The organism is Rhodanobacter thiooxydans, assembly GCF_030291135.1.
Lineage (GTDB): Bacteria > Pseudomonadota > Gammaproteobacteria > Xanthomonadales > Rhodanobacteraceae > Rhodanobacter > Rhodanobacter thiooxydans_A.
In genome coordinates this window covers 1,098,487-1,125,324 of sequence record NZ_CP127409.1, presented here as the reverse complement: position 1 = coordinate 1,125,324, position 26,838 = coordinate 1,098,487, and the positions used below count along the sequence as shown (strand labels likewise).

Sequence of the window (26,838 nt, the reverse complement as noted above, 5' to 3'; positions counted from 1 at the left end):
GCCGCCTAATCCATAGTCATGGACTATCGACCACATCGAAACATTCGAATTCCATTGATCGTCAGGCCTGCGTAGATTGACCGGACAGCGAATCACCCCAGGAGCCCGCCATGAGCCAGAACCGCAAGACGCTGACCACCGACGCCGGCGCCCCGGTGTCCGACAACCAGAACAGCCTCACCGCCGGCCCGCGCGGCCCGCTGCTGGTGCAGGACGTGGCGCTGTTCGAGAAGCATGCGCACTTCAACCGCGAGCGCATCCCCGAACGCGTGGTGCATGCCAAGGCCTCTGCCGCGTTCGGCACGCTCACCATCACCCACGACATCACGAAGTACACCCGCGCCAAGGTATTCAAGCCGGGTGCGCAGACGCCGATGCTGGCGCGCTTCTCCACCGTGGCCGGCGAGCGCGGCGCGGCCGATGCCGAGCGCGACGTGCGCGGCTTCGCGCTGAAGTTCTACACGGAGGAAGGCAACTGGGATCTGGTCGGCAACAACACGCCAGTGTTCTTCATCCGCGACCCGTACAAGTTCCCCGACTTCATCCACACGCAGAAGCGCGACCCGCGCAGCAACATGCGCAACGCCATCGCGATGTGGGACTACTGGTCGCTGTCGCCCGAATCACTGCACCAGATCACCACGCTGATGAGCGACCGCGGCATCCCGGCCACGCTGCGCCACATGCACGGCTTCGGCAGCCACACCTACAGCTTCTGGAACGAAGCCGGCGAGCGTCACTGGGTGAAGTTCCATTTCAAGACGCAGCAGGGCATCAGGAACCTCAGCAACGCCGAGGCGGCGAAGCTGATCGGCGGCGACCGCGAATCGCACCAGCGCGACCTGTACGAGTCCATCGAGCGCAAGGATTTCCCGAAGTGGACGCTGTACGTACAGCTGATGCCCGAGGCCGACGCGGAGAAAACCCCGTACAACCCGTTCGACCTGACCAAGGTATGGCCACACAAGGACTACCCACTGGTCGAGGTCGGCATGATGGAGTTGAACCGCAACCCGGACAATTATTTCGCCCAGGTCGAGCAGTCCAGCTTCTCGCCCGCGAACGTGGTGCCTGGCATCGGCTTCTCGCCGGACAAGGTACTGCAGTTCCGCCTGTTCTCCTACGCCGACGCGGCGCGCTACCGGCTCGGCGCGAACCACGACCAGCTGCCGGTGAACCAGCCGCGCTGCCCGGTGCACAACTACGCGCGCGATGGACAGATGCGCTACGGCGACAACGGCGGTGGCAGCGTGAACTACGAGCCGAACTCGTTCGGCGGCCCGGTCGAGGATCCGTCGGTGAAGGAACCGCCGCTGAAGATCTCCGGCGACGCCGACCGCTACGACCACCGCGCCGGCAACGACGACTACACCCAGCCCGGCGACCTGTTCCGCCTGATGAGCGACGATCAGAAGCAGCAGCTGTTCGACAACATCGCCGCGGCGATGCAGGGTGTGCCGGAAGACATCGTGCGCCGCCAGCTCGGCCACTTCGCCAAGGCCGACCCGGCCTACGCGGCAGGCGTGGCGGAGGCGCTGGGGCTGACGCTCTGAAAGCGAGCCGTCAGCTACCGGGACCGTGCACCACCTGCAACGGGGCCACGCCAGCCAGGTGCGGCGTGACCTCCGCGTCGGGCATCGCGATGTCGGGAATGTCGGCCAGCTCATCGGCCGACAGTTCCGCGGCCAGTGCCGGCAGCGCCTCGACGGGCACCGGTGCCAATGGCAGACGGCCGCCCAGACGTCCGGACTGCACCAGCTGGCCGATGCGCAGGTAGACCTCGTCGCGATCAAAGGGCTTCTGCATGAAGTCGTCGGCGCCAAAGCGCTGCACGTAGAACTGCTCGGTCGCCTGCGGGTTGCCGCTGATCATCACGATCGGAATGTCCCGGGTCAGCGGGTCGTGGCGCAGCGCGCGCAACACGGCAAACCCGTTCATCCCCGGCATCACGATGTCCAGGAAGATCAGCGCCGGTCGCTCGCTGCGGGCCAGCTCGATCGCCTCCTTGCCGTCGGTGGCCTTGAGCACGGCGTAGCCATCCTGGCGCAGCATCTTGCCGAGCACGGCGCAGATCGTGGGCGAGTCGTCGACCACCAGCATGCGGGCGCCCAGCGCGGTCTGCGGATGCGCCTCGTCGCGAGCCGCGTCAGTCGCATGGCTACCCAGCAGGCGCTTGAAGAAACCGAGGCCATTCATCAGTGCGTGTCCGTCCATGCGAGCCCTCCGGTCTGATGGGATGGCGGCGCCAACCCTCTGGATTGGCATGGATATTCCCGCAGATCCGGCCGGCATTCTGCGATGCACTGCTCAGCGTCTGTCTCTGAGCCGTCGCAATTCGCGCCGCGCCTGCTTGTCCGGGCGCTTGGGCGGGCCACTTGCACCGACCAGGCGGTGCTGCTCGCGGGCAAGCTCGCGCGCCACCCGGCTGGCCTCGGTCTCGGCGTACAGCGCCTGTGCCTCGCTGGCCGGGCCGCGCCTGCCGGACAATGCCAGCACCTCGACTTCCAGTCGCTCCTCGCCACGACTGATCCTCAAGCGGTCGCCCGCATGCAGGGGCCTGGCCGGCTTGCAACCCATCGCGTTGACATCGACGTGGCCACCGTCGATCGCCTGCCTGGCCAGGCTGCGCGTCTTGAAGAAACGCGCGGCCCACAGCCACACGTCGACACGCACGTCAGTCATCGGAGAGGTGGCAGGCTTGCTCATCGCGCGGATTATCGCGCGATCGCGCGCAGTTCAGTCCTGCCCGGCAGGCGGCACCACCATGTCGTGCGGGTCCGGCATCGCGATGTCCGGAATGGCGTCGTGCCCGGCCGCGCCGGACTCCGGCTCCGCCAGGATCTTTTCCGCCTCCGCCCGCTGGCGCACCACCAGGCGGCCGCTGCGTGTGAGGTGTTCGATGCGCGCGAACACCTCGCCGCGGCCGAACGGCTTCTTCATGAAATCGTCGGCGCCGAAGCGCTGCACGTAGAACTCCTCGGTCGCCTGCAGGTTGCCGCTGATCATCACGATCGGGATGTCGCGGGTCAGCGGATCGTGGCGCAACGTGCGCAACACCACGAAGCCACTCATGCCGGGCATCACGATGTCGAGGAAGATCAGGTCGGGAAGCTCCGCCCGCGCGATCTCCAGCGCGCTTTCGCCGTCCGCCGCCTTCAGCACCACGTGGCGGTTCTGCGCCAGCATCTTGCCGAGCACCGCGCGGATGGTCGGCGAATCGTCCACCACCAGCACGCAGGCTTCCTTCGGCTCGCCGCTGCGCGGCACCGCACGGCGCTCGCCGTGATCGCCGAACATGCGCTTGATCAGTTCGAAAGCGGCCATGACACGAGCTCCCCCTGCCCATGAGATTCCGGCGCTAGTCTCGGTGCAGCGCGGGCCGGACGCAAGCTGCTCTAGGCTCCCAGCAGCAGGTTGCCCAGCGGGATGGTGAGCAGCGACAGCACGATGCCGGCGCCCAGCACGGTATTGGCCAGCGCCGGTTCCAGCCCGTATTCGTCGGCCAGGATCGTCGCCGACACCATCGGCGCCATCGCCGCCTGCAACACGCCGACGGTCAACACCAGCCCGTCGACACCGGCAGCCGCGCCCATCGCCCAGCATGCCAGCGGCGCCAGCAGCAGTTTCCAGCCCAGCCCCCAGCTCGCCGCGCCAAGCTGCCGCTGGCCCGGATGAAACTTGAACTGCAGGCCGACCGAGAACAGCGCCAGCGGCGTCAGCGTGGCGCCGATCGGTGCAAACACGCCATTCAAAACCTCGGGCCAGCCACCGCACAGGCCGGCGATGACGCCCACCACCAGCGCGACGAACGCCGGGAACGTGACGATGCGCCGGACGATCAGGCGCAGCTGCAGCGTGCGTCCCGAATACACCGAAGCCACCACGATGCCGGCCGACGCCAGTACCGGAAACGCTCCGAGCTGGTCGGCCACCACCGCCAGCGCCAGGCCCGCCTTGCCGTGCAGGGCCTCGATCATCGGGTAACCCATGTACGCCGTATTGCCCAGCCCGCAGACCAGGATCAGCGCCCCCGTGCGCTGCCGCGACCAGCCCAGGCGCGGCCCGAGCAGTCCGAACAGCAGCCACGCGCCGCCAAAGGTGAGCCACATCGCCGCCACCGGGAACCACAGCTGCGAATCGAACTTCAGCTTCGGGATCAGTTCCAGCACCAACGCCGGCAACGCCACGTTGAGCACCCACCAGTTGATGCCCGGCACGATCCCCGCCGGCGGTTTCGCGTAGCGCGCCACCAGGGTGCCGAGGATCAGGCAGACGAACAGCAGCAACATCGCGCTCATGGAACGGGGTACCGCGGGGAAAGTCGGCCATTATAGGGATGGCGCGCCGCGTGCCGACGACACCCGGACGTGACGCGCTGCCCTTTCGGGGATAATCCACGGCCTGCCCCGCCTGCGGACGCCTCGCCATTCCATGAACGACCCGCTCCACCTCGCCCACGGGCTGGCCGGTGACAACACGCCGCCGGACTGGCCGCCGCTGACCGCCGGCAAGGTCGAGGCCGTCCTGCGCGACTATCCGGCACTCGGCGCACTGACCCGAATCGCCTGGCACAGCCCACGCCCGCTGTCTGCGGCGTGCCTGGTCGAGACGGCGCACGCCACCGTCTTCGTCAAGCGCCATCACCGCAGCGTGCGCTCGGCCGCCACGCTCGCCGAGGAGCACCGCTTCATCGCGCACCTGCGCGACCGCGGCATGCCGCTCCCGGCGGTGTTGCGCGATACGCACGGACAGACCGCGGTGGCATCCGGCGACTGGGTTTACGAGGTGCACGAGCAGGCCGCCGGCATCGACCTGTACCGTGAGGCGATCTCGTGGCAACCGCTGCCGGACCTCGACCATGCCCGCACCGCCGGCCGCATGCTGGCCGCGCTGCACGATGCGGCCGCGGACTACCGCGCGCCCCAGCGCGACACCCACATCCTGGTCGCGCGCAGCGAGCTGATCGCCGCACCCGATCCCGTCGCCGCGCTGCACGCGCAGCTGCCGCAGCGCCCGGGCCTGGCCGACTACCTGCGCGATCGCGACTGGCCGCGCGACTTCGCCGAACTGCTCGCTCCGTGGCACGCCGCCGCCCAGCCACGGCTGGCGCAGCAGGCGCAACGGTGGACCCACGGCGACTGGCACGTCTCCAACCTGTGCTGGAGCGACGGCGGCAGCGACGCGCGGATCAGCGCCGTGCTCGACTTCGGCCTCGCCGCCGCCAACTTCGTACTGTTCGACCTCGCCACCGCGATCGAGCGCAACGCGATCGCCTGGCTCGCGCTCGACACCGGCCTGGATGCCGCCCATCCCGGCATCGCCCATGCGCTGATCGAGGGTTACCGCCGCCAACGTCCGCTGCAGGCGGCCGACCTGCACCTGCTGGCCGACCTGCTGCCGCTGGTGCACGTGGATTTCGCGCTGTCCGAGGTGGAGTACTTCCACGCCATCACGCACTCGCGCGCGAACGCCGACGTGGCCTACGACACCTTCCTGCGCGGGCATGCCGGGTGGTTCCACACGCCCGCCGGCCAGGCCCTGCTGCAGGCCATCCGCAACTCCGGCTGACCATCCCGCGGCGATTCGTGGTTCAATAGACGTTCTTGAAGCGGGGGTGCCCGGCAAAAGCCGGGCTGAGAGAGTCCCTTGGAACCTGACCCGGTTAGTACCGGCGTAGGGAGCTTGCAGATCCAGCCTGTCCTCGCGACAGCCGGGTCGCCGTCGCTTCGTCCGTACTCCCTTGACGACGACGATGACGATGCCATTTCCCCGCACCCCCCTGATCCTCGCCCTGCTCGCGGCCATGGCGCCCGTCCATGCCGGCGACACCACCGACAAACCGCAGGCCACGCGGCTGGCGCCGGTGCACGTGCAGGCCGACAGCGCCAGCGGCTACCACGCCGACAACTCGCAGCTGGACACCTTCGGCAGCTTCGGCAACGCGCCGCTGCAGGACACGCCCGCCGCGATCACGGTGATCACCCGCGACCAGATCGACGACCGCCAGCCGCGCACCCTGAGCGAGCTGGCCCGCGCCGACGCCGCGCTGGGCGACAACTACGCGCCGGTCGGCTATTACCAGGACATCGCGATCCGCGGTTATGCGCTGGATCCGGCCACCGGCTTCCGCTTCAACGAAATGAGCATGGCCGGCGAACAGCTGCAGCCGCTGGAAGACAAGCAGCGCGTGGAGATCCTCAAGGGCCTGGGCGGCCTCGAAGCGGGCGTGGTCGCGCCGGGCGGGCTGATCAATTACGTCAGCAAGCGCCCGGCCGACGTGCACACTGCCACCGTCGGCACCGACTCGCACGGCTCGCGTTACCTCGCGCTGGATGTGGGCGGCTGGCTGACGCCCAACTTCGGCGTGCGCGTGAATGCGGCGCACGAGGACATGAACTCCTACGTGCGGCACGCCGACGGCCGACGCACGTTCTTCTCGCTGGCCGCCGACTGGAAGATCAGTGCGAACGCCACGCTGCGGCTGGACACCAACTACCAGACCAGCGGACAGCGCTCGGTCTCCGGCTACCAGTTGCTCGGCGGCAGCACGATTCCGGCGCATCCCAGCCGCACGCGCATGCTCGGCTTCGAGCCGTGGCAGCAGCCGGTAGGCATCGACGCCAGCAACAGCACGCTGCGCTTCGACTATCGCTTCAGCGACCGATGGAGTGCGCAATTGTCGGCTGGCCACAGCCATGTGGTGATCGACGACAACGTGGCGTTCGCCTACGGCTGCTTCTATTCGCCGGACTGCGCCAGCGGCGCCACGCCCGGCTGGTTCTTCGCACCCAACGGCGACTACGACGTCTACGACTACCGCAGCCCCGACGACACCCGCGTCAACGACGAGGCGCGCGCCGTGGTGAAGGGTTCGTTCGACACCGGTTCGCTCAACCACGAAGTCAGCGTCGGCGCCAGCGCGTTCCGCCGCACCATCGACCAGCGCCCCTACGTCTACGACTACGTCGGCACCGCCAACATCGATCAGGTCGATCCGCCCTACTTCGCGCCGTCGCCGAACCAGCCCGGCGCGTCGGCGCGGCGGCTGACCAGCTGGCAGCATTCGGTGTTCGCGCTGGATCGCGTGCATCTCGGTCCGCAGTGGCAGGTGCTGCTCGGCGGCCGTTACGTGCGCCTGCACGAGCGCGCCTACGACGACGCCGGCACACCCGAACGTGACACCCGCCTGGGCAAATTCCTGCCGCAGGCCGCCGTGCTGTGGCAGCCCACCACGCAATTGACCACCTACGTCAGCTACAGCGAAAGCCTGTCGCTGGGCAACGAGGCGCCGTACTGGACCTCCAACGGCGGCACCACGCTGGCCCCGCTGCTGGCGCGCCAGGCCGAAGCCGGCGTGAAGTACGCCTGGAGCGACGCGCTGAGCCTCTCGGCCGCGCTGTACCGCCTCCGCCAGCCGTACCAGTTCGCCCGGCCGGACAGCACCGCCGCAGGCTTCACCTTCGTGCAGCAGGGCAACGAGGTGCACAGCGGCGTGGAACTCAACGCCGCCGGCCAGCTCACCGACAACCTGCGCCTCACCGCCAGCCTCAACCTGATCCGGGCGCGCGCCGAAGGCACCGGCGCCCCCAGCTACGAAGGCCACCAGGTGGTCAACGTGCCGCGCCTGCGCAGCGCGTTGTATGTCGACTACCGCCTGCCGTTCGCGCCCCGGTTCGGCCTGCTCGGCGGCTGGCGCTACGCCAGCCCCAACGTGGCCACGCCGAACGGTCTGACCCGCGTGCCGGCGTACCACGTGTTCGATGCCGGCCTGCGCTACGCCAGCCAGTGGAACGGCCATGCGCTGACCTGGCGGCTCAGCGTCGACAACGTATTCAACCACTTCTACTGGCGCGACACCGGCAACTCCGGCGGCGACAGCTACCTGTTCCCGGGCGCACCGCGGCTGGCCCGGCTGTCCGTGACGTACGCGTTCTGAGCGGCCGGCAGCCATGACCTGGGTCGAACTTGCCGCCGCGCTGGTCAGCGCCTGGGCCGTCTGGCTCACCGCCCGCCGCCGTCCGTGGTGCTGGCCGGTGGGACTGGCCTCGGTGCTGGCCTACACGTGGGTGTTCGTCGACGCCAGGCTCTACTCCGACGCGCTGCTGCAGCTGGCGTTCGCGCTGCTGATCGGCTACGGCTGGTACCGCTGGCTACAGCACATGGGCGAGGACGGCCGCGTGGAAGTGGCCGCGCTGCCGCCGCGACAGGCGCTCGCGCACCTGGCAATCGGCAGCCTCGGCGCGCTGGCCTTGGGCGCCTTCATGCACTACCGCACCGACGCTGCCCTGCCCTGGCTGGACGCGGCGCTGACCGCCTTCAGCCTGGTTGCGCAGTGGTGGCAGGCCAAGCGGCACGTTGCTGCGTGGTGGCTGTGGATCGTGGTGGACGTGATCTACGTGGGCGAATACGTCTACAAGCACCTGCTGATCACTTCGGTGCTGTACGCCGGCTTCGTGCTGCTGGCGGTGATCGGGCTGCGCGCATGGCAGCGCGCGGACCAGGCACCGGCCTTGACCTGAAAGCCAGGCCCCGGCATGTTCAGCCCGTCGTAACGCCGTCGCGGTGACACTACGGCGGCACGCAACGCCGATGCCGGATGGATGCCACGATGAAAACCCTGCCGGGTGGAATGCCGTTCCTGTACGCCGCCATCCTGCTGCTGGCTGCCGCGGGAACGGCCAGTGCGCAGAACATCTACAAGTGCACGCAGGGCGGACAGGTCGCCTACACCGACCACCCCTGCCCGGGCGGCAGCGGCGAACTGCTGCATCAGGCCGACGACACCGAAGTCATCGACCGCTACCTGCGCCTGGGCCAGGACGAGCTGGCGAAGCGCTATGCGGTTTCACACCACCTCGAAGCGCTCTACCGGCAACGCGTCGAGGCCCGCCAGCAGGCACTGGACGAAAAGGCCCAGCGCGATGCGGACGACGCCTACGCAGCGCAGCAGCGGGCCGAAGAAGCACAGCAGCAGGCGCTGGCCGACCAGGCAGCGGAGCGCGATCGGCTGCAGCTCGAGAACGAGGCGCTGCGTCAGCAGAACGCGGATTACCAGAACCAGCTGAGCCAGCCGGTCTACAACGCCCCGCCCGCCTACTGGGTCGCGCCGCCATACCCGCGCCGCCATCGCGACCATGACCACGACGGCGACCACCAGCCGCCACCGGTATCGGACCAACCGATCTTCCATCCATGCAAGCAGCTGGCCGGCGGCCGCACGCAGTGCTGAGGCGGCGGCGTACCGCGCTTACTTGAACCGGTGAATGAAACCCACCTTGAAACCGCCCGGCAGCCAGCTGACGATCAGCGGCGAGTCCCGGTGCGCCGCCCACAGGCCGATCCCGGTGCCCAGTGCGGCGCCGACCAGCACGTCACTCTGCCAGTGGCCACGCGTCTTCACCCGCGCCACTGCGTCGTAGACCGGCAGCAGGGCCAACGCGTACACGGCCGGATGGTCGCGGCCATAGGTGACGATGAACGGCGTGACCGCCGCCGAGATCGCCGCCACTTCCCCGCTGGGAAAGCTCTGCGCGTGGCTGCCGGCAAAGAAGTCGTTAGGGTCGTCGGTCTGCGATGGCCGCTTGCGTTGGAACGTGTATTTCATCGCCTCGGCACTGAGGCCGGTAACCGCCATGGCGTCCACCGAGCGCCAGAACGTGTCGCCCAGCTGGTCGTTGTCGCCAAAGGCCAGCGCGCCCCCGAAGACTGCCGTGATCGTGCCGTACATCAGCACATTCTGGTTGGTGCGCTTCCAGATGCCGCTGTTGTCGTAATGGATGCGGTGGTCGATCTCGAAGGGGCCGCCTCCCGCATGGACGCCGCCCGAAAGCAGGATGGCGACGACGAAGAACCAGGATCGAAATGCAGGCATCTCGCGGCTCCCACATGGCAGGCAGCGCCTGCCTTTCCGCCGCAAGCTACGCGGCTCGCCTTTCAGCTGGCTTTTGGAACGGGCCAGTACGCGGTTCCGGCAGACCGCTTCCGATTGACGAGGTAGCCGGGGCAGAGGACAGTGGCGATATTGGAGAGCAGGGCGCTGCACCGTGCTCGCGCCGCCCCCAACGATGACCCGAGGAGGCTGTCATGAAATCCATTCAGCTACCCCTGCTGCTCGGCATGCTGCTCGCCGGAACCGGCGTTGCCATGGCTTCCTCCGGTTCGCTCAACCAATTCAGGCCCAAGGTCCTGCCGGTGCTGGTGCAGGTGAACGCCCAGGGCAAGGTCACCAACGCCTCGCCGGCCACGGAGCTTTCGCCACGGCTCAACCGGTTGCTGCGCCAGAACCTGGACGAACTGATCAGCAAGCCGGCCACCGAACACGGGCGCCCCGTGGCCAGCCAGTTCATCGCCAACCTGGCGCTGCGGGCGACACCTCGCCAGGAGGGCGACTACGACGTCCAGTTCGCCTACGTGTCCAGTTCCCCGGTACCTCCCGGTTCCTGGTACTGGGTGCACATCGACGGCCACCGGCTGGCGCTCGCCAGCCAGGGTTCCTTCAACCGCGAGGTGCGGCTGCGCTACGGTGACAACCGCGACATGAGCCGGAACTGGAACAGCCAGGGCTATCGGTCCACGCCCATGCCCGCCATCCAGAACACGATGCGCAACGCCCCCGCCGCTGCGCCCGCGCGCGCTCCCGCACCCGGCCACTGAACCTGCGTGGCGGTCATGCGCAAGGTTCAATGCCTTGCGCGCAAGCCCCGTAGCCTCAATCACAAGGGTGTCGGACGCGATACGCCGAACTTCCGGACTCGGCGCACAAGGCCTCTGGCTTCCCGCATGACGCCTTGAGCCTTTCGCGCAAGCCTTCGAACTCCGCATGCAAGGCTCCGGGGCGTGAAACCGCAAGGCTCGAAGCCCCGGACGCAAGGCGGCAAGTCTTGCCCGCCACGCCGACAACTCCGGCCGCAGCGCCTTGATCTCCGCGTGCAAGCTTCCGCAGCCTTGCGCTTCGGAGTTTTCGCCTTGCACGCCGGGATAAAACTGTTGCGAACGGATGTTCCGGCGTGGCCAGCCGGTTTTTCCGCACAGAGGTTTGCAGTACGGTGGCCGCGCCAGGGATCGCTCAGGGGGAGTGAAATGGCCAAACGCACGAAAAGCGGCTTCGAACAGGTCGCGGCCATGCCATGGTGGCTCGGCATCCTGATCGGCCTGATCGGGTATGTCGCGATACGACACGGCATCAGCTGGTACCTCGCGTCACTCGACAACCCGGTTCTGTCCCACGCCATCCTCCTTTAGCGCCGCTTTTACCTTAACCTGGTATCGCTTAGGGGAGCAGCATGGCCAACGCGATATTCACCGCTTCGGAAAGCTCGGCGTACGACGATCTCATCGAGGTGCGTTATCACTTTCCTCGTACCTACCTGCGCCAGATTGAGGCGGCGGTCGGCGACTGGATCATCTACTACGAGCCGCGAAGAACTGCCGGCCCGAACAGTGCTACCGGCCGGCAGGCATATTTCGCGATTGCTCAGGTGATGAGCGTTACGCAGGACCCGGAGCGCGCAGACCACTACTACGCGCATCTGCAGAATTTCCTTGAGTTTGACCGACCCGTACCTTTCCGCGAAGGTGCTAAGTACTACGAATCGCTCCTGCAGAAAGAAGACGGCTCTTCCAACAGGGGCGCGTTTGGTCGCTCTGTCCGACTGATTCCACCAGATGAGTTTGCAAGCATTGTGCAGATAGGCATGTCTGTAGCACCCGAACCTTGGGAGCTGGCTGACCGAGTGGCCGAACCCGTACCCGAATACATCATCCATCCACTCGTCGAGCAGGTTGGTCTGCGGAAGTTCCGAGACGTTGCCTTCCGACGACACGTCCGAAGCGCCTACGCTAACACCTGCGCCGTCACCGGCCTGCGATTGATCAACGGAGGTGGCCGCCCCGAGGTACAAGCCGCGCATATCCGCTCGGTCGAAGCTGATGGCCCCGACACCGTTCGCAACGGTATCGCCCTTACCGGCACGGCCCACTGGTTGTTCGACCGAGGTCTACTAAGCTTCGCCGACGACTACACCATTTTGCTTTCACCCCATGGCATACCCGATGCGCTCGATAAGTTGATCTTGCCAGATCGAAAGTTACGAATACCAATCAACCCCGAACTTCGACCTCACGCCACCTACCTTGCGTGGCACCGCGACCACTGCTTCAAGCATTAGCCACGAGTTTGCCTGCAAGAAGTCGGCACCGACCCTTGTTTCGGAACCCTTGGTGAGGCGACTCATGGACTTGCCACCCCTGGATGGGCGGCAAGCGCCAAGCGGGGCGGCCTTCTCTTTCAGTTACTTTTCTCTTGGCCACGCAAGTGAAAAGTGACCCGGGCGCCGAAGGCGGACGAAAGCTCTTGGCCACGAATGACAAGGGCAAGTGCGATTCCGGCCTTCGCCGGAATGACGGTGTGGAGGGAATGACGCGGTTCCGGCCTACGCTGGAATCACGAACGTTGATGGATGGAGCGGCGAGTAGTCGGGGATGGCATCAATGAAAGGCCGCCAGATCGGCGGCCTTTTCACATCAGCAGGGCGCTTCGTGCCTTACCCCATCAACACCCGGTTCATCCGCTGCACAAACGCCGCCGGGTCCGGCAACTGCGCGCCGGCGGAAATTTCCGCCTGCTCCAGCAGCAACATCGCCAGATCACGAGCCTTCGCCTCATCCGCCTCGGTCTCGACCCGCCTGACCAGCGCATGCGCCGGATTGATCTCCAGCGTCGGCTTGCTCTCGGGCATCTCCTGCCCCGCCTCACGCAGCAGCCGCGCCAGGTGCGGCGCCATCTCGTAATCGGAGAGCGCCAGACACGACGGTGAATCGGTCAGGCGAGCCGAAACCTTCACCTCGCCCACGCGATCGCCGAGCAGTTCCTTGAGCTTCTTCAGCAGCGGCTCGGCTTCCTTGGTGGCCTCTTCCTGCTTCTTCTTGTCGGCCTCGTCCAGCGGCACTTCGCCCTTGGCAACGCTCTTGAGCTTCTTGCCTTCGTACTCGCTCAAGCTGCCGATCATCCATTCGTCGATGCGGTCAGACATCAGCAGCACTTCGATGCCCTTGGCCTTGAACGCTTCCAGCTGCGGGCTGCCGGCGGCGGCGGCGTAGCTGTCGGCGGTGATGTACCAGATCGCGTCCTGGCCGACGGCCATGCGGCCGATGTAGTCGTCCAGCGAGACGTTCTGCGCCGTGCCTTCGCCCTTGGTGCTGGCGAAGCGCAGCAGCTTGGCGATGCGCTCGCGGTTGTTGGCATCCTCGCTGATGCCTTCCTTCAGCGTGTTGCCGAACGCCTTGTAGAAGGTCGCGAACTTTTCCGGCTCGTCCTTGGCCAGCTTCTCGATCAGGTCCAGCACGCGCTTGACGCAGGCGGCCTTGATGCGATCGAGCTGGCGGTTGTGCTGCAGGATTTCGCGGCTGACGTTGAGCGGCAGGTCATCGGCGTCGACCACGCCGCGCACGAAGCGCAGGTAGTTCGGCAGCAGCTCCTCGGCCGCGTCCATGATGAAAACGCGCTTGATGTAGAGCTTGAGCCCCTTGCGCTCGTCGCGACCGCCCATCATCAGGTCGAACGGCGGCTGCGACGGCAGGTACAGCAAGGTGGTGAAGCTCTGGCTGCCTTCGACGCGGTTGTGCGTCCACGCCAGCGCGTCGTTGAAGTCGTGGCCGAGCGACTTGTAGAAGCTCTGGTAGTCCGCGTCGCTGATCTCCGATTTCGGCTTGGTCCACAGCGCCGAGGCGGCGTTGATGGTCTCGAACTCGTCGGTGGGCTTGCCGTCCTTTTCGGTCGGCATGCGGATCGGGAATGCCACGTGGTCGGAGTAACGGGTGATCAGCGCGCGCAGCTGCCAGCGGCTGAGGAACTCGCCCTCGTCGGCCTTGAGGTGCAGGATCACCGCGGTGCCGCGCTCGGCCAGTTCGATCGGCTCCAGCGAGTACTCGCCCTTGCCGTCGCTCTCCCACTTCACGCCCTCGCCCGCGGGCGCATCGGCGCGGCGGCTGAGCACGGTAACCTTGTCGGCGACCACGAAGGCCGAATAGAAGCCCACGCCGAACTGGCCGATCAGGCGCGCGTCCGCCTTCTGCTCGCCCGACATCGCTTCCAGGAAGCGGCGCGTGCCGGAGCTGGCGATGGTGCCGATGTTGGCCACCACCTCGTCGCGGTTCATGCCGATGCCGTTGTCGCGCACAGTGACGGTGCGCGCGTCCGGATCCCAGCTGACGTCGATATGCAGCTCGCTGTCGCCGGCGGACAGTTCCGGCTTGGCGATCGACTCGAAGCGCAGCTTGTCGCAGGCGTCGGAGGCGTTGGAGATCAACTCGCGCAGGAAGATTTCCTTGTGCGAGTACAGCGAGTGGGTGACCAGGTGCAGCACTTGGGCGACTTCGGCTTCGAACTTGCGGGTTTCGGCGGGTGCGTTCATGCGTGGATGTTCCGTACTGAAGTTGACGATGGACATTTTGACTCCTCCCCCTGCATGCAGGGGGAGGTTGGCAGGGGGTCGCCTTTGATCCTGGCTGTTCAGATCAAGATCAAGATCAAGAACGAACCCCACCCCGGCCCTCCCCTGCGAGCAGGGGAGGGAGAAAGGCGGCGGCGGTCAGCGGCCGCTCTGCAGCGCGGCGATGCGCTCCTCCAGCGGCGGGTGGCTCATGAACAGCCGCTTGAAGCCATCGGCCAGCGGGCCGGAGATGCCGAACGCGGCGATCGTCTGCGGCAGCGTGTTTTCGCCGTGGTTGGCCTGCAGCCGCTGCAGCGCCGAGATCATCGCGCCGCGGCCGGCGAACTGTGCACCCGCCGCGTCGGCGCGGAACTCGCGCCAGCGCGAGAACGCAGCCACGATCATCGAGGCGAACAGGCCGAACACCAGTTGCAGCACCATCACCACCACGAAATAGCCGATGCCGCCGCCACCTTCGCGGCTGTCGCGGCCGCCGCTCATCCAGCTGTCGACCAGCCGCCCGACGATGCGCGCGGCCAGGATCACCAGCGTGTTCAATACACCCTGGATCAGGGTCAGGGTGACCATGTCGCCGTTCGCCACGTGGCCGATCTCGTGGCCGAGCACGGCGCCGACCTGGTCACGGTTCATCTGCTGCAGCAGGCCGGAACTGACCGCCACCAGCGAACTGTTCCTGGTCATGCCGGTGGCGAACGCGTTCATTTCCGGCGCGTCGTAGATCGCCACCTCGGGCATGCCGATGCCGGCGTTCTGCGCGTGGCGGCGCACGGTGTCGACCAGCCAGCGCTCGGTCTCGTTCTGCGGCTGCTCGATCACCCGCGCGCCGGTGGACCACTTGGCGATCGTCTTGGACATCGCCAGCGAAATGAACGCGCCGCCCATGCCGAACACGGCGGCGTAGGCCAGCAGGCCGCCCATGCCGCCGTAGCCGCGGGCGGCAGCCATCTGGTCGATGCCGAACAGGTGGCAGACGATGCTCAGCAGGAGCAAAACGGCAAGGTTGGTACCAATGAACAATGCGATGCGACGCATGGCTGTCTCTCTTGTGGCAGTCATGAAGGGGATGGGGTGGATTGAAAATTCGGGGCGACGGCCGGCGCTTTCAAGGGTTCGGCACGGCATCTAAGATGCGCCGATGAGCTATCGCGGCCGCTTCGCCCCCTCGCCCACCGGACACCTGCACTTCGGCTCGCTGGTCGCCGCGGTGGGCAGCTGGCTGTGCGCGCGGCATGCCGGCGGCAAGTGGCTGCTGCGGGTGGAAGACATCGACCCGCCGCGCGAGGTTCCCGGGTCGGCCGCGAGCATCCTGGCCGCGCTGCCGGCGTTCGGGCTGGTCGCCGACGCGCCGGCGTTGCTCCAGTCGCAACGCATCGCGGCGTACGAAGCGGCGTTCGAACAACTGCGTGCGGCGCAGCAGGTGTTCCCGTGCTGGTGCAGTCGCGCCGAGCTGGCCGGGACGGGTGGCATTCATCGCGACGGCCGCTGCATCGCGCCACCACAGGCCGGTCAACCACCGGCCTGGCGCTTGCGCGTGCCGGACATCACCATCGAATTCGACGACGCCCTGCAGGGCCCACAGCGGCAGAACCTGCGCGAAGAGGTGGGCGACTTCGTGATCCGCCGGGTCGAGGGGTTCCATTCGTACCAGCTCGCCTGCGTGGTCGACGACGCGTACCAGGGCGTCACCGAGGTGGTGCGCGGGCAGGACCTGCTCGACTCCACCGCGCGGCAGATCTGGCTGCAGCGTTGCCTGGGGCTGCGCACGCCGGCGTATCGCCACCTGCCGCTGGTGCTGGATGGCGAGGGACGCAAGCTGTCGAAGTCCGAACAGGCCTTCCCCGTCGACCCGGCCGACCCGCTGCCGGCGCTGCGGCGGGCGCTGGCGTTCCTGCGGGTACCGGCGCCGGCCGCGGCGGCGGATGCCCGCGACCTGCTGGCGCAGGCGCTGGCGAACTTCGATCCGGCGCAATTGCCGCATTGCAGCGATCACTCCTTCGCCTGAAACGCTATAAATGCAAAACGCATCGGCGCCCCGCGGCCATGGCTGAAACATGTCGCCGCCATGATCCGGTACGACAGACAGCCCTCCGCTACACCTGCACAGGAGATTCAAGGACATGACTCAGCGCACGGCATTGGTCACAGGCGGCACCGGCGGCATCGGCAGCGCGATCATCCGCTACCTCGCCGGACAGGGGCACCGGGTGGCCACCAATTATCGTGACCCGGGCAAGGCCGAAGCCTGGCGCAAGGCGATGGCGGCGGACGGCATCGAGGTGTGCATGGTGTCCGGCGACGTCTCCGATCCGGTCGCCTGCGAGGCGATGATCCGCGCCCTGGAAGAAAAGTGCGGGGCGGTCGACATCCTGGTCAACAATGCCGGTATCACCCGTGACACCACCTTCCACAAGATGAACTACCAGCAGTGGACGGACGTGATCAACACCAACTTGAACGCCTGCTTCAACGTCACCCGTCCGGTGATCGAGGGCATGCGCGCGCGCAAGTGGGGCCGCATCGTGCAGATCAGTTCGATCAACGGCCAGAAGGGCCAGTACGGCCAGGCCAACTACGCCGCGGCGAAGGCCGGCATGCACGGCTTCACCATCTCGCTGGCGCAGGAGAACGCGAAGTTCGGCATCACCGTGAATACCGTCTCGCCCGGCTACGTCGGCACCGACATGGTGATGGCAGTGCCGGAGGAAGTGCGCGAGAAGATCGTGGCGCAAATCCCGGTGGGCCGCCTCGGCCGGCCGGACGAGATCGCCCACGCGGTGGCGTTCTTCACCGGCGACCAGGCCGCCTGGATCACCGGCGCCAACCTGGCGATCAACGGCGGGCATTACATGGGCTGGTGATCGCCCCCTAGTAGGAGCCCACCGGTGGGCTCCTACGGGGAAGCCAACAGCTTCTCCAGCACCTTGCCTACCGCCGCGAACGCAAACGCGCCGGTGACGTGGGTGGCCGCACCGAGGCCACCACCGCAGGCCAGGTTCAACGCGTCGCCGCCGGGCGGGCGGGTGCCGCAGACGGTGCCGTCAGGCTGCGGATACTGCACGTTCTGCAGCGAATAGACGGCTGACACGCCGAAGTAGCGATCCGGGTTGCGCGGAAAGTTGAAGTCGGTGCGGAGCTTCTTGCGGATCAGGCTGAACATCGCGTCGTGCTCGGTGCGCGACAGGTCGCGCACGCGGATCTGGGTGGGGTCGGTGCGTCCGCCGGCCGAGCCCACGCTGACGATCGGCAGCTTGCGCCGGCGGCACCAGGCGATGGTTTCGAGCTTCACCCGGAACGCGTCGCAGGCATCCAGCACCAGGTCGTAACCGCGATCAAGCAGTTCGTCCAGGGTGGACGGGGTGAGGAAACGCTCGACCGCCTCCAGCCGGATCGTCGGGTTGATCGCGTGCGCCCGCGCCGCCATCACGCCCACCTTCGACTTGCCGTACTCACCATCCAGCGCATGCAGCTGGCGGTTGGTGTTGGACACGCAGACCTCGTCCGCGTCGATCAGGGTAAGCCGGCCCACGCCGCTGCGCGCCAGTGCTTCGACCGCCCACGAACCGACGCCACCGATGCCGATCACGCAGACATGCGCGCGCGACAGCGTCGCCACGCTGCCGCTGCCGTACAGGCGCTCGACGCCGGCAAAGCGTTCGGCCGGAAAGGTCGCCTCGCGCATGGCGTCGCCACTGGTGTCCGGGGTCATATCCGCGTGTGTCACAGGTCTGCCTTGCTGCTGCGTATCCGCCATTTTATCGCGCCCGCGTGGCTGCGACGCGTCTGCACAAGCTATCCTTGCGGACTCTTCATCCTTGGAATCGTGGCAATGCGCGTAGCTCTGATGATCCTGCTCGGCCTGGTGATCGGCGTGATCGGCACCGCCAACGTGATGAATGCGCTGGCCGCGCGCAACCCGATGCCGAAGGCCGTGATGGAAACCATGGGCTACCACATGGGCGAATTGAAGAACGCGATCAAGGCGAAGCAGTGCGACCCGGCCAAGGTGCAGCACCACCTGGCCCGCCTGCAGTCCACCGCCACGGACATTACCCCGGTGTTCGGCATCGACGAAAAGGCCTTCACCGACGACGCCAGCCAGTTGCAGAACCGCCTGCAGCAGGCGGTGCAGGCAGCACCGGCTACCTGCGAGGCGCTGGCCGCGGCGGTCAAGCCGGTCGGCGAAACCTGCAAGAGCTGCCACCAGCAGTATCGCTGAGGCGAAAAGCGACCCCACCCCGGCCCTCCCCTGCCTGCAGGGGAGGGAGAAAATCGTCAAAAGCGGATCTTGCCGCGCAGCATCTGGCCGTACATCACCCAGTCGCCCATCAGGCTGTACAGCGGGTGCTTGAACGTGGCCGGGCGATTCTTCTCGAACCCGAAGTGGCCGATCCAGGCAAAGCCGTAACCGAACACCGGCGCCAGCCACAGCCAGCGCAACTGGCCGCTCGCCAGGGCCAGCACGATCATCGCCAGCACCAGCGTGCTGCCGATGAAGTGCATCCGGCGGCAAATGCGGTTGCCGTGCTCGCTGAGGTAGAACGGATAGAACTCGGCGAAGCTGCTGTAGCCGGACATGTTTCGACTCCGCGACGGGATGCGCCGATTCTGCCACTCAACCGATCCGTGCGCGCTGCAGGGCGGGCACTGCCGCGGGCCTTTGCCTTGTTGAAGCCGAGAGCGGCGGACAGGGTCCGCCCTACGAAGCAAGGCAATCCGCGTGCGCCTACTCCGGCAGCGGGATGAATTCCTTGTCATCGCCGGGCACATTCGGGAAGCGCCCCTCGCGCCAGTCGGCCTTGGCCTGCTCGATGCGCTCGCGCGTGCTGGCCACGAAGTTCCACCACAGGTGCCGTTCGCCATCCAGCGGCGCACCGCCGAACAGCATCAGGCGGCTCGCTTCCTGCGCGCGCAGCGGCGGCGCGGCGGGACCTGCCTGCACCGCCATCTGTTGCGCACGGACCTCCAGTTCGCCCCAGCGGACGGCACCCTCGACGACATGCACACCGCGCTCGTCGTGCTCCGGCGGGAAGGCCAGTTCGGCGCCCGCGGCCAGTTGCACTTCCAGGAAGAACATCGGCGCGAACACCTTCACCGGTGAGCGCTCGCCGTAGGCCGTGCCGGCAATCAACACGGCCTCCATGCCGGGCTGGCGGATCTTCGGCAGCGCAGCACGGTCGTGGTGATGGAACTCCGGATCCACCTCGGCATCGGCTTGCGGCAATGCCACCCAGACCTGGATGCCGTGCAGCAACTGGCCGCCCTGGCGCGCCTCCGGCGGCGTGCGTTCGGAATGGGTGATGCCGTGACCGGAAGTCATCCAGTTCACTGCGCCGGGGTGGATATCGGCCAGGCTGCCGAGGCTGTCGCGATGGCGGATCACGCCGTCGAACAGCCAGGTCACCGTGGCCAGGCCGATGTGCGGATGCGGCCGCACGTCCATGCCCTTGCCGGCGGCGAACGTGGCCGGCCCGATGTGATCGAAGAACACGAACGGGCCGACGTGGCGCGCCTGCAACACCGGCAGCATGCGGCGCACCATGAAGCCGTCGCCCAGATCGTGCACGCGGGCATCGGCAATCAGCATCGGGGTGGCTTCCATCGCGCGCTCCTCACCAGGCTCGTTGATATTGCACCGGCGCGTCGATCTTCGCACCCAGCTGCTGCGCCGCACGGCGCGGGAAGTACGGGTCGCGCAGGCTCTCGCGGGCGATCAGCACCACGTCGGCATCGCCGTTGGCGACGATCTGCGCGGCCTGCTCCGCGCCGGTGATCAGGCCCACCGCGCCGGTGGCGACACCCGCCTCGCGCCGGATCTGCGCCGCGAACGGCACCTGGTAGCCCGGCGCCAGCGGGATCTTCGCGTGCGGCAGCAGGCCGCCGCTGGAGACATCGATCAGGTCCACGCCCAACGGTTTCACCTGGCGCGCCAGTTCGATGCTCTGGCCGATGTCCCAGCCGCCTTCGTCCGCCCAGTCGGTGGCCGAGAGGCGCAGCCATAGCGGCAGTTCGGCCGGCCACACTTCGCGTACGGCGACGATCACCTCGCGCACCAGGCGGGTGCGGTTTTCGAAGCTGCCGCCGTAGCGATCATCGCGCCGGTTGCTCAGCGGCGACAGGAACTGGTGCAGCAGGTAGCCATGCGCCGCATGCACTTCGATCAATTCGAAGCCGGCTGCCAGCGCTCGCTGCGCGGCGGCGCGGAAGTCCGCGATCACCGCCTGGATGCCGGCTTCGTCCAGCGCTTGCGGCGCCGGCCAGCCGGCATCGAACGGCAGCGCCGACGGCGCCACGGTAAGCCAGTCGCCCTGCCCGGCCGGCACCGGGCCATGCCCGTCCCACGGCCGCAGCGTGCTGGCCTTGCGCCCGGCATGCGCCAGTTGCACGCCGGCGATCGCGCCATGCGTCTTGATGAAGCGGGTGATCGGCTGCCACGCGTCCTGCTGGGCCTGGTTCCACAGGCCGGTGTCCTGCGGCGAGATGCGGCCCTGTGCGGAGACCGCCGAAGCCTCGGCGATCACCAGCGCGGCGCCGCCGACCGCGCGACTGCCCAGGTGCACCATGTGCCAGTCGTTGGGCACGCCGTCAGTGGCCGAGTACTCGCACATCGGCGACACCACGAAGCGGTTGCGCAAGGTCAGGCTGCGTTGGGTGAAGGGATCGAACAGTTTCATGGGGACATCCGGCGGATTGGACACATCGACATGCTGGCGAGCTCGCGGAGAATCAACCTGTCGAGCCGTCGCGCGCGGCGAACGCTGCGTCCGCCGCAGCCAGCCAGTCGGCGATGCGCGAGGCTACCGGCGCCGGCGTCTTCATCCAGCCGAAGTGATCGGCCGGCAGCCCGTCCATGTCCTCCCGCATGATCACGGCCACGCGGCGCTCGCCCGGGCCGAGCTTGCCCAGCAGCCACTCCAGCGACGCCGGCGGGCCCAGCCAGTCCTGCTGCAGGCACAGCGCCAGCAGCGGCAGTTGCAGCGCGGCCAGTTGCCGCTCGAAGTCCCGGGCCATCCCGGCTGCCGCGTAGCGGCCAGTGCGCCCGCTGCGTGCCCAGTCGGTGATCACCCCGCGCGCCTCGTTGCCGCCAAAACCGATCCGCCGCCCGGGCAGGTAACCCACCAGGCCTGCCAGTAGCGGAGCCAGTGCATAGGCCACCCCGATCAGCCAGCCATGCCGAAAGCGGCGCCAGTACGGCGCACCACTGGCGACCAGCAGCAGGCCGGCGAAGTCGTGCGGGTGCCCGCTGGCGTAGAGCAGGCCGAGCTGGCCGCCCAGGCTGTGCCCGCCCAGCCAGCGGCGCGCCTGCGGCCAGTGTTGATGCACCGCCGCCAGACCGGCAGGCAGGTCATCCTGCAGCAGTTCGCGATAACCCCAGTTGCTGCCGCGAGCGGCGCGCCGCTCGCTGGAGCCGATGCCGCGCCACTCGTGCAACACCACCGCGATGCCCCGCGCCGCCAGGGCCTGGGCCAGTGGCAGGTAATGCCGGGCCGGTATGCCCATCGCCGGAAGCCAGTACAGCAAACACTGCCAGGCACCGGTGGGCAGCACGGCCAGCAATTCATAGCGGGTGCCATCGGCGGCAGTTACCGGAATTGCCAGCGGCTCGGCCGCTGCAGGCATGTTTTCGATGGAATGCTCGGACATCCCGACAGGCTAGCGAATTGCCTTCGCCACTACAAAAAAGAGGCCGGCTTGCGCCGGCCTCCTCAAGCGGATTCCGCCACCACGATCAGACGGGGGTGACGTCTTCGGCCTGCAGGCCCTTCTGGCCGTCGACGACCTTGAAGCTGACCTTCTGGCCTTCTTGCAGGCTCTTGAAACCCGAACCAGTGATGGCGCGGAAATGCACGAATACGTCAGGGCCATTTTCACGGCTGATGAAACCGAAACCCTTGGCGTCGTTGAACCACTTCACTGTACCTACTTCACGATCCGACATGACTCACTCCGATCCTATCCAGACGCTGAGACAAACCGGCCCCAACGGGCCGACGGTTTACTGAGCATGCAGGGTCCGGTGCAACAGTCGGATTCAGGAAATCCCTACCGGGCACTCACGTAGCCAAGCAGACGCAGTGGCCCAAGCATAACGGATTTTCAGCTCGTGAGTGATTTGTCAAGCAGGCTGTCGCGGACATTATCCGGGCAGGAAAAAACCGGGCATGGCTGCCCGGTTTTCCCCTGCAAACGCGACACTCAGGCCGGGGTGACTTCCTCGGCCTGCAGGCCCTTCTGGCCCTGCACCACCTTGAACGAGACCTGCTGGCCTTCCTGCAGGCTCTTGAAGCCGCCGCCAGTAATGGCGCGGAAATGCACGAAAACGTCCGGGCCATTGTCGCGGGCAATGAAACCAAAGCCCTTGGCGTCGTTGAACCACTTGACGGTACCCATCTGACGATCAGACATGTTAATCACTCCACGGGTTTATGGACGCGGCCACCATGGGCGACCGGCCGACTTGACTGGTGTGCAAGGAAACAACCCAGGGGTGAACGATGAGGCAGATCGCGGATCGGCTGCATCGGGCCACAAACTCTGCTGACCCCGGCAAACACAGTGGGCGGATCATAACGGCACATCGGGGCTGAACGGAATGGAGTGAATTCTGCGTCTTTTGCCGATTCGGCGGTAAATTCAGATTTTCTTGACCTCAGGCGCGGTCTAGTGGCGGCCAGCCCCGGATCAGTATCCACCGGCCGCCCGACCGGCACGGTCGTCACCTTGAGGAGAGTCATGATGCCTGCCCTGTCCCGCCTGACCCTGATCAGCGCGTTCGGAGGTCTCCTGCTGCTGGCCGGTTGTGCGCAGCATCCCCAGAGCACTCGGACCACGGCCACCTCCACCACGACAGCCCCGCCCGCCTCCACCACGAAAGCCGCCAGCAGCCCCACCCATCGGGAGCGTGCCGCGAGCACCCGCAGCAGGCCCGCCGCCGAGCCCGAGCTGTCCGAAAACACCGGCATCGCCGCCTGCGACGACTACCTCTCCAGCTACCTGGCCTGCCACCGCGCGGCGGCGATCTTCCCGCCGGACCAGCTGCAGTCCCGCTACGAGGCGATGCGCAGCAGCCTGCTGCGCGACGCGAAGAACCCGGAGATCCGGCCGCAGCTGGCGGCACGCTGCAACTCGCTGGCCAACCAGCTGCGCGAGGCCCTGCACGGCAAGTCGTGCGCGGCGAATCCGGCGCCGGCCAGCAGCACACCGTAGATCCGTCAATGACGAGGGCGAGTCCCGAAGGCGCCGGCTAGCCGGCATCTCGCCAGGCTGCGCGCAACAACCGCGCCAGCGCCACCGGCTGGACGCGCCCCAGCTGGATCTCCGGGGTGCCGTGCCAGCGGGCGGTCTCGGCAATGGCCCCGGCCACCGCCTGCGCCAGTGCCGACTCCGGTGACACCTCGGGTTCCAGGAACAGGGCCTTGACCTCGAACACGCCGGTGCCGCGATGGGCTTTCGCATCGAGCCGGCCGACCAACCGGCCCCGATGCAGGATCGGCAGCACGAAGTAGCCGTAGCGGCGCTTCGGCGCCGGCGTGTAGCACTCGAGGGTGTACTCGAAATCGAACATCGCCAGCAGGCGCACCCGATCCCACACCAGCGGGTCGAACGGCGACAGCAGCACGGTACGGGTAGCGCGCAGGCGCCCGGCCAGCGCCTTGTCCAGCGCGTCGGCGTGATCGCGGTGTACGTAGCCGGGCGTGCGCCAGCCCTGCACCGGCACAGCCAGCAGCTCGCCGCTGGCCACCAGCGGCAGCAGTTCGCGATCGCTGACCTTCGGCTTCAGGCGGAAGTAGTCGGCGATCCAGGCCGCCTGCGTCACCCCCAGCGCGCGCACGCTGTCGACGATGAAACGCCGACGCCGCTCTGCCGCCGAAGGTGCGGCGGCGGGATCGAATGGCGGGTCGAGCCGGGCCAGCACGTTTTCGGCCAGATCGTAAACGCGCTGGAAGTTGTCGCGCCGCGCCACCATCAGCTCGCCCAGCGCGAACCACGCCTCCAGCCAGCGCTTCTCCGGCTTCCATTCCCACCAGCCCGGCTTGCTGGCGGTGTCCCTGCGCGCGAAATCCGCCGCCCGCACGGGACCGGAAACGCGGATCGCCTGCAGCAGCGCATCCATGTCGGCGCGTTGTTCGCGATGCATCCGCGCCGCGTTCCGATGTGCCCAGTGGTGCGTACGATGGTCGTGCCCGCCACGGTGCCAGGCGATATCGGCGGCACTGACGAAGCACGCCTCGTGCGCCCAGCACTCGGCCAGCCGCCCCTGCGCCAGCGCCTCGTCCAGCCAGACCGCGGGGTAATCGCCCAGGCGCGAGTGCAGCACCAGGTAGGGGCTGCGCGCCACCACGTGGATGGTATCGATCTGCAGCAGGCGCATGCGCCCGACTGCCGCCACCACCTCGTCGCGCCGGGCCCTTCGCCGCGGCGGCTGCAGCAGGCCCTGCGCCGACAATTGCAGAGCCCGCGCCTGCGCCAGGCTCAACACGCGGCCAGCACCTGAAGCGGCGCCCAACGGCAGCCTGTCTTCACGCCCTCGTGACCCGGATTTTGAGCCGACATTTACAAAGTCCCTGCTAGCGTGAAACCCGAATTGGGCCGGACGGAACTCCCGCCCGATGGAGTGCGGGCATCCGCACAAGCTCACCGATCATTCTGGCATGGAGTACCGATGATGAAATCCCGCAAGCCATTGCTGACCGCCCTCGCCGCCGCAACGCTGCTGTTCGCCGGCAGCCTGATCGCGCAGGACGTACCGCCGCCACCCCCACCGCCGCCCACGGGCATGACACCGGTGCCGCCCGTTCCACCGACGCCACCGACGCCAGCGACGCCGACTACACCGGGCATGCCGGCGACAGCCTCACCCACCGGCCAGTCCGACACCGCCACCATGAACACGCCGGCCGGCGAACTGGTCGTGCATTCGAGCATGCCGCCACCTCCGCCGGCCGGCCCGGCACCCGCTTTCGAGCAGTTGTCCGGCGGCGGGAAGTACATCAGCGAAGAGCAGGCTTCGGCCTATCCACTGCTCGCCAATGACTTCCTCTACGCCGACCACAACCGTGACGGCCACATCAGCAAGAGCGAGTACGAACGCTGGGTCGCCGGCAAATAAGTCCGCGTGCCGCAGACGTCGGCCGCACACGCGGCCGGCGTTTTCATGTGCAGGTCATCGTGGTCCATCGCCACTCCGCTAGACTGCTCCGCTGATCTGCCAGGAACTTTCCTTCATGAAACGTTCGACCGCGGCTGTCCTTCTGGCCTTGTTCGCCGGCACCCTGACCGCCGCCGCGCATGCACAGAACCCTGACCCCACCGACATCCGCGCCTGTACCGCGATCGAAAGCGACGCCCAGCGGCTGGCCTGCTACGACCATGCGACCGGCCGGGTCAACCTGCCGATCGCGCAGAAACGGGTGGACCAGGCCACCGCGACGCCAGGCATCTTCAGCCGCGACCGCCAGAAGGCGTCCGGCACCGACGCGGAAACCAACCGCGAGGTGGCCGCCCCGCTGTCCCTGCTCGACAGCCGCTGGGAGCTGTCGCCGGAAAGCAAGCTCGGCACCTTCAACATCCGCGGCTACAAGCCAGTGTTCGTGCTGCCCATATTCGCCACCAGCAACCAGAACAACCGGCCGCACAGCCCGAACCCGGACAACACCGTGCCAGGCCCGGGGGAGCAGCTGGACAATGCCGAGATGAAGTTCCAGCTCAGCCTGAAGTCCAAGCTGTGGCAGGGCGTATTCGGCGACGCCGGCGACCTGTGGGTGGGCTATACCCAGTCCTCGCGCTGGCAGGTGTACAACGCCAAGGCGTCGCGGCCGTTCCGCGAAACCAATTACGAACCCGAGGCGATGCTGGTGTTCGACACCCACTACCAGTTGCTTGGCTGGGACGGGCGGATGCTCGGCATCGGCTTCAACCACCAGTCCAACGGCCGCAGCAATCCGCTGTCGCGCAGCTGGAACCGGGTGATCGCCAACATCGGCTTCGAGCGCGACGGCTGGACCGTGATGCTGCGCCCGTGGTGGCGCGTCCCGGAGGCGCGCCGCGACGACAACAACCCCGACATCAGCAACTACATGGGCCGCGGCGAGATGCAGATCGTGCATGAATGGCGCGGCCAGGAATTCGGCATGCTGCTGCGCCATTCCCTGCGTGGCGGCAGCGACAGCCACGGCTCGGCGCGCTTCAGCTGGAGCTTCCCGGTGGCCGGCAACCTGCGCGGCTACATGGAGGTGTTCAAGGGCTACGGCGAAAGCCTGATCGACTACAACCACAATGCCACCTATCTGGGACTGGGCGTGTCGCTGCTCGACTGGTATTGAGTCGGCCCACGAACGACGAAGGCCCGGTGCAAGCACCGGGCCTTCGCGTATCAGCGGATCGCGGCCAG

The 26,838-nt window shown here is 67.2% G+C and carries 29 protein-coding genes and 1 riboswitch; of the genes, 14 read left to right on the top strand and 15 right to left on the bottom strand.

The window, feature by feature from the left end:
* The first annotated feature begins 110 nt into the window (after positions 1–110).
* Positions 111–1,553, top strand: a complete 1,443-nt coding sequence (locus QQA13_RS05070; RefSeq protein WP_108473115.1) for a catalase — start codon at positions 111–113, stop codon at positions 1,551–1,553.
* Between the two features lie 10 nt (positions 1,554–1,563).
* Here the strand turns inward: QQA13_RS05070 and QQA13_RS05065 are convergent, their stop codons facing one another.
* From QQA13_RS05065 to QQA13_RS05050, 4 genes are all read right to left on the bottom strand, one after another.
* Positions 1,564–2,214 carry a response regulator gene (locus QQA13_RS05065; protein ID WP_108473114.1) on the bottom strand — a complete coding sequence of 217 codons (651 nt, stop codon included), beginning with the start codon at positions 2,212–2,214 and terminating at the stop codon, positions 1,564–1,566.
* Positions 2,215–2,307: 93 nt separating this feature from the next.
* Positions 2,308–2,682, bottom strand: coding sequence for an RNA-binding S4 domain-containing protein (locus QQA13_RS05060; RefSeq protein ID WP_199909886.1), 375 nt, complete (start codon positions 2,680–2,682; stop codon positions 2,308–2,310).
* 54 nt (positions 2,683–2,736) lie between these two features.
* Entirely contained in the window at positions 2,737–3,324 is a 588-nt protein-coding gene (locus QQA13_RS05055; protein ID WP_108473112.1) for a response regulator, read from the bottom strand.
* 71 nt (positions 3,325–3,395) lie between these two features.
* On the bottom strand, positions 3,396–4,289 hold the full coding sequence (locus QQA13_RS05050; protein ID WP_108473164.1) for an AEC family transporter: 894 nt from the start codon (positions 4,287–4,289) through the stop codon (positions 3,396–3,398).
* Between the two features lie 142 nt (positions 4,290–4,431).
* Between QQA13_RS05050 and QQA13_RS05045 the strand changes: the two genes are divergently transcribed.
* The 4 genes from QQA13_RS05045 to QQA13_RS05030 all read left to right on the top strand — a co-directional run bounded on the left by QQA13_RS05045 (position 4,432) and on the right by QQA13_RS05030 (position 9,229).
* The gene (locus QQA13_RS05045; RefSeq protein ID WP_108473111.1) at positions 4,432–5,568 is read left to right on the top strand and encodes a phosphotransferase enzyme family protein; all 1,137 of its coding nucleotides are present in this window, start codon (positions 4,432–4,434) and stop codon (positions 5,566–5,568) included.
* 32 nt (positions 5,569–5,600) lie between these two features.
* Positions 5,601–5,697, top strand: a riboswitch (TPP riboswitch).
* 55 nt (positions 5,698–5,752) lie between these two features.
* Positions 5,753–7,936, top strand: a complete 2,184-nt coding sequence (locus tag QQA13_RS05040) for a TonB-dependent siderophore receptor (RefSeq protein ID WP_108473110.1) — start codon at positions 5,753–5,755, stop codon at positions 7,934–7,936.
* 13 nt (positions 7,937–7,949) lie between these two features.
* Positions 7,950–8,519 carry a nicotinamide riboside transporter PnuC gene (pnuC, locus tag QQA13_RS05035; RefSeq protein ID WP_108473109.1) on the top strand — a complete coding sequence of 190 codons (570 nt, stop codon included), beginning with the start codon at positions 7,950–7,952 and terminating at the stop codon, positions 8,517–8,519.
* An 89-nt stretch (positions 8,520–8,608) separates the two neighbouring features.
* Positions 8,609–9,229 (top strand): DUF4124 domain-containing protein, encoded by a 621-nt coding sequence (locus tag QQA13_RS05030; protein ID WP_199909885.1) that lies wholly within the window; start codon positions 8,609–8,611, stop codon positions 9,227–9,229.
* A gap of 18 nt (positions 9,230–9,247) precedes the next feature.
* Here the strand turns inward: QQA13_RS05030 and QQA13_RS05025 are convergent, their stop codons facing one another.
* Positions 9,248–9,871 (bottom strand): phosphatase PAP2 family protein, encoded by a 624-nt coding sequence (locus tag QQA13_RS05025; RefSeq protein ID WP_108473108.1) that lies wholly within the window; start codon positions 9,869–9,871, stop codon positions 9,248–9,250.
* A 212-nt stretch (positions 9,872–10,083) separates the two neighbouring features.
* Between QQA13_RS05025 and QQA13_RS05020 the strand changes: the two genes are divergently transcribed.
* The 3 genes from QQA13_RS05020 (at position 10,084) to QQA13_RS05010 (ending at position 12,167) form a co-directional block, all read left to right on the top strand.
* The gene (locus QQA13_RS05020; RefSeq protein ID WP_108473107.1) at positions 10,084–10,653 is read left to right on the top strand and encodes a hypothetical protein; all 570 of its coding nucleotides are present in this window, start codon (positions 10,084–10,086) and stop codon (positions 10,651–10,653) included.
* Between the two features lie 426 nt (positions 10,654–11,079).
* On the top strand, positions 11,080–11,241 hold the full coding sequence (locus tag QQA13_RS05015; RefSeq protein WP_234411399.1) for a hypothetical protein: 162 nt from the start codon (positions 11,080–11,082) through the stop codon (positions 11,239–11,241).
* A 41-nt stretch (positions 11,242–11,282) separates the two neighbouring features.
* Positions 11,283–12,167 (top strand): HNH endonuclease, encoded by an 885-nt coding sequence (locus QQA13_RS05010; RefSeq protein ID WP_108473106.1) that lies wholly within the window; start codon positions 11,283–11,285, stop codon positions 12,165–12,167.
* Positions 12,168–12,542: 375 nt separating this feature from the next.
* Here QQA13_RS05010 and htpG read toward each other — a convergent pair whose 3' ends face one another.
* Both htpG and htpX read right to left on the bottom strand, forming a co-directional pair.
* On the bottom strand, positions 12,543–14,411 hold the full coding sequence (gene htpG / locus QQA13_RS05005; RefSeq protein ID WP_108473162.1) for a molecular chaperone HtpG: 1,869 nt from the start codon (positions 14,409–14,411) through the stop codon (positions 12,543–12,545).
* A gap of 177 nt (positions 14,412–14,588) precedes the next feature.
* Positions 14,589–15,482 (bottom strand): protease HtpX, encoded by an 894-nt coding sequence (gene htpX / locus QQA13_RS05000; RefSeq protein WP_108473105.1) that lies wholly within the window; start codon positions 15,480–15,482, stop codon positions 14,589–14,591.
* Positions 15,483–15,585: 103 nt separating this feature from the next.
* Here htpX and gluQRS point away from each other — a divergent pair, with 103 nt between their 5' ends.
* On the top strand, positions 15,586–16,452 hold the full coding sequence (gene gluQRS / locus QQA13_RS04995) for a tRNA glutamyl-Q(34) synthetase GluQRS (protein WP_108473104.1): 867 nt from the start codon (positions 15,586–15,588) through the stop codon (positions 16,450–16,452).
* Between the two features lie 115 nt (positions 16,453–16,567).
* The gene (phbB, locus tag QQA13_RS04990) at positions 16,568–17,308 is read left to right on the top strand and encodes an acetoacetyl-CoA reductase (RefSeq protein WP_108473103.1); all 741 of its coding nucleotides are present in this window, start codon (positions 16,568–16,570) and stop codon (positions 17,306–17,308) included.
* A 32-nt stretch (positions 17,309–17,340) separates the two neighbouring features.
* Here the strand turns inward: phbB and QQA13_RS04985 are convergent, their stop codons facing one another.
* Positions 17,341–18,129 carry a tRNA threonylcarbamoyladenosine dehydratase gene (locus tag QQA13_RS04985; protein ID WP_108473161.1) on the bottom strand — a complete coding sequence of 263 codons (789 nt, stop codon included), beginning with the start codon at positions 18,127–18,129 and terminating at the stop codon, positions 17,341–17,343.
* A 147-nt stretch (positions 18,130–18,276) separates the two neighbouring features.
* Between QQA13_RS04985 and QQA13_RS04980 the strand changes: the two genes are divergently transcribed.
* Complete coding sequence (locus tag QQA13_RS04980; RefSeq protein ID WP_108473102.1) at positions 18,277–18,666, top strand: cytochrome c; 390 nt, start codon at positions 18,277–18,279, stop codon at positions 18,664–18,666.
* A gap of 56 nt (positions 18,667–18,722) precedes the next feature.
* Here the strand turns inward: QQA13_RS04980 and QQA13_RS04975 are convergent, their stop codons facing one another.
* The 6 genes from QQA13_RS04975 to QQA13_RS04950 all read right to left on the bottom strand — a co-directional run bounded on the left by QQA13_RS04975 (position 18,723) and on the right by QQA13_RS04950 (position 22,853).
* Positions 18,723–19,025 carry a DUF962 domain-containing protein gene (locus tag QQA13_RS04975; protein ID WP_108471172.1) on the bottom strand — a complete coding sequence of 101 codons (303 nt, stop codon included), beginning with the start codon at positions 19,023–19,025 and terminating at the stop codon, positions 18,723–18,725.
* A gap of 148 nt (positions 19,026–19,173) precedes the next feature.
* Entirely contained in the window at positions 19,174–20,049 is an 876-nt protein-coding gene (locus QQA13_RS04970; RefSeq protein WP_108471171.1) for a pirin family protein, read from the bottom strand.
* Between the two features lie 10 nt (positions 20,050–20,059).
* The gene (locus QQA13_RS04965; RefSeq protein ID WP_108471170.1) at positions 20,060–21,121 is read right to left on the bottom strand and encodes an NADH:flavin oxidoreductase/NADH oxidase; all 1,062 of its coding nucleotides are present in this window, start codon (positions 21,119–21,121) and stop codon (positions 20,060–20,062) included.
* A gap of 52 nt (positions 21,122–21,173) precedes the next feature.
* Complete coding sequence (locus QQA13_RS04960) at positions 21,174–22,091, bottom strand: alpha/beta hydrolase family protein (protein ID WP_108471169.1); 918 nt, start codon at positions 22,089–22,091, stop codon at positions 21,174–21,176.
* An 85-nt stretch (positions 22,092–22,176) separates the two neighbouring features.
* Entirely contained in the window at positions 22,177–22,386 is a 210-nt protein-coding gene (locus QQA13_RS04955) for a cold-shock protein (protein ID WP_007507924.1), read from the bottom strand.
* 257 nt (positions 22,387–22,643) lie between these two features.
* Positions 22,644–22,853 (bottom strand): cold-shock protein, encoded by a 210-nt coding sequence (locus tag QQA13_RS04950; protein WP_056384767.1) that lies wholly within the window; start codon positions 22,851–22,853, stop codon positions 22,644–22,646.
* 327 nt (positions 22,854–23,180) lie between these two features.
* Between QQA13_RS04950 and QQA13_RS04945 the strand changes: the two genes are divergently transcribed.
* Positions 23,181–23,654, top strand: a complete 474-nt coding sequence (locus QQA13_RS04945) for a hypothetical protein (RefSeq protein WP_286042555.1) — start codon at positions 23,181–23,183, stop codon at positions 23,652–23,654.
* 37 nt (positions 23,655–23,691) lie between these two features.
* On the opposite strand, the gene QQA13_RS04940 is transcribed toward QQA13_RS04945, so the two are convergent.
* Entirely contained in the window at positions 23,692–24,927 is a 1,236-nt protein-coding gene (locus tag QQA13_RS04940) for a winged helix-turn-helix domain-containing protein (protein WP_108471168.1), read from the bottom strand.
* 183 nt (positions 24,928–25,110) lie between these two features.
* On the opposite strand from QQA13_RS04940, the gene QQA13_RS04935 reads away from it, so the two are divergent.
* A complete protein-coding gene (locus QQA13_RS04935; protein ID WP_234411297.1) occupies positions 25,111–25,557 on the top strand; it encodes a hypothetical protein in 447 nt (148 codons plus the stop codon).
* 115 nt (positions 25,558–25,672) lie between these two features.
* On the top strand, positions 25,673–26,770 hold the full coding sequence (locus tag QQA13_RS04930) for a phospholipase A (protein WP_108471167.1): 1,098 nt from the start codon (positions 25,673–25,675) through the stop codon (positions 26,768–26,770).
* The last annotated feature ends 68 nt before the right edge of the window (positions 26,771–26,838 follow it).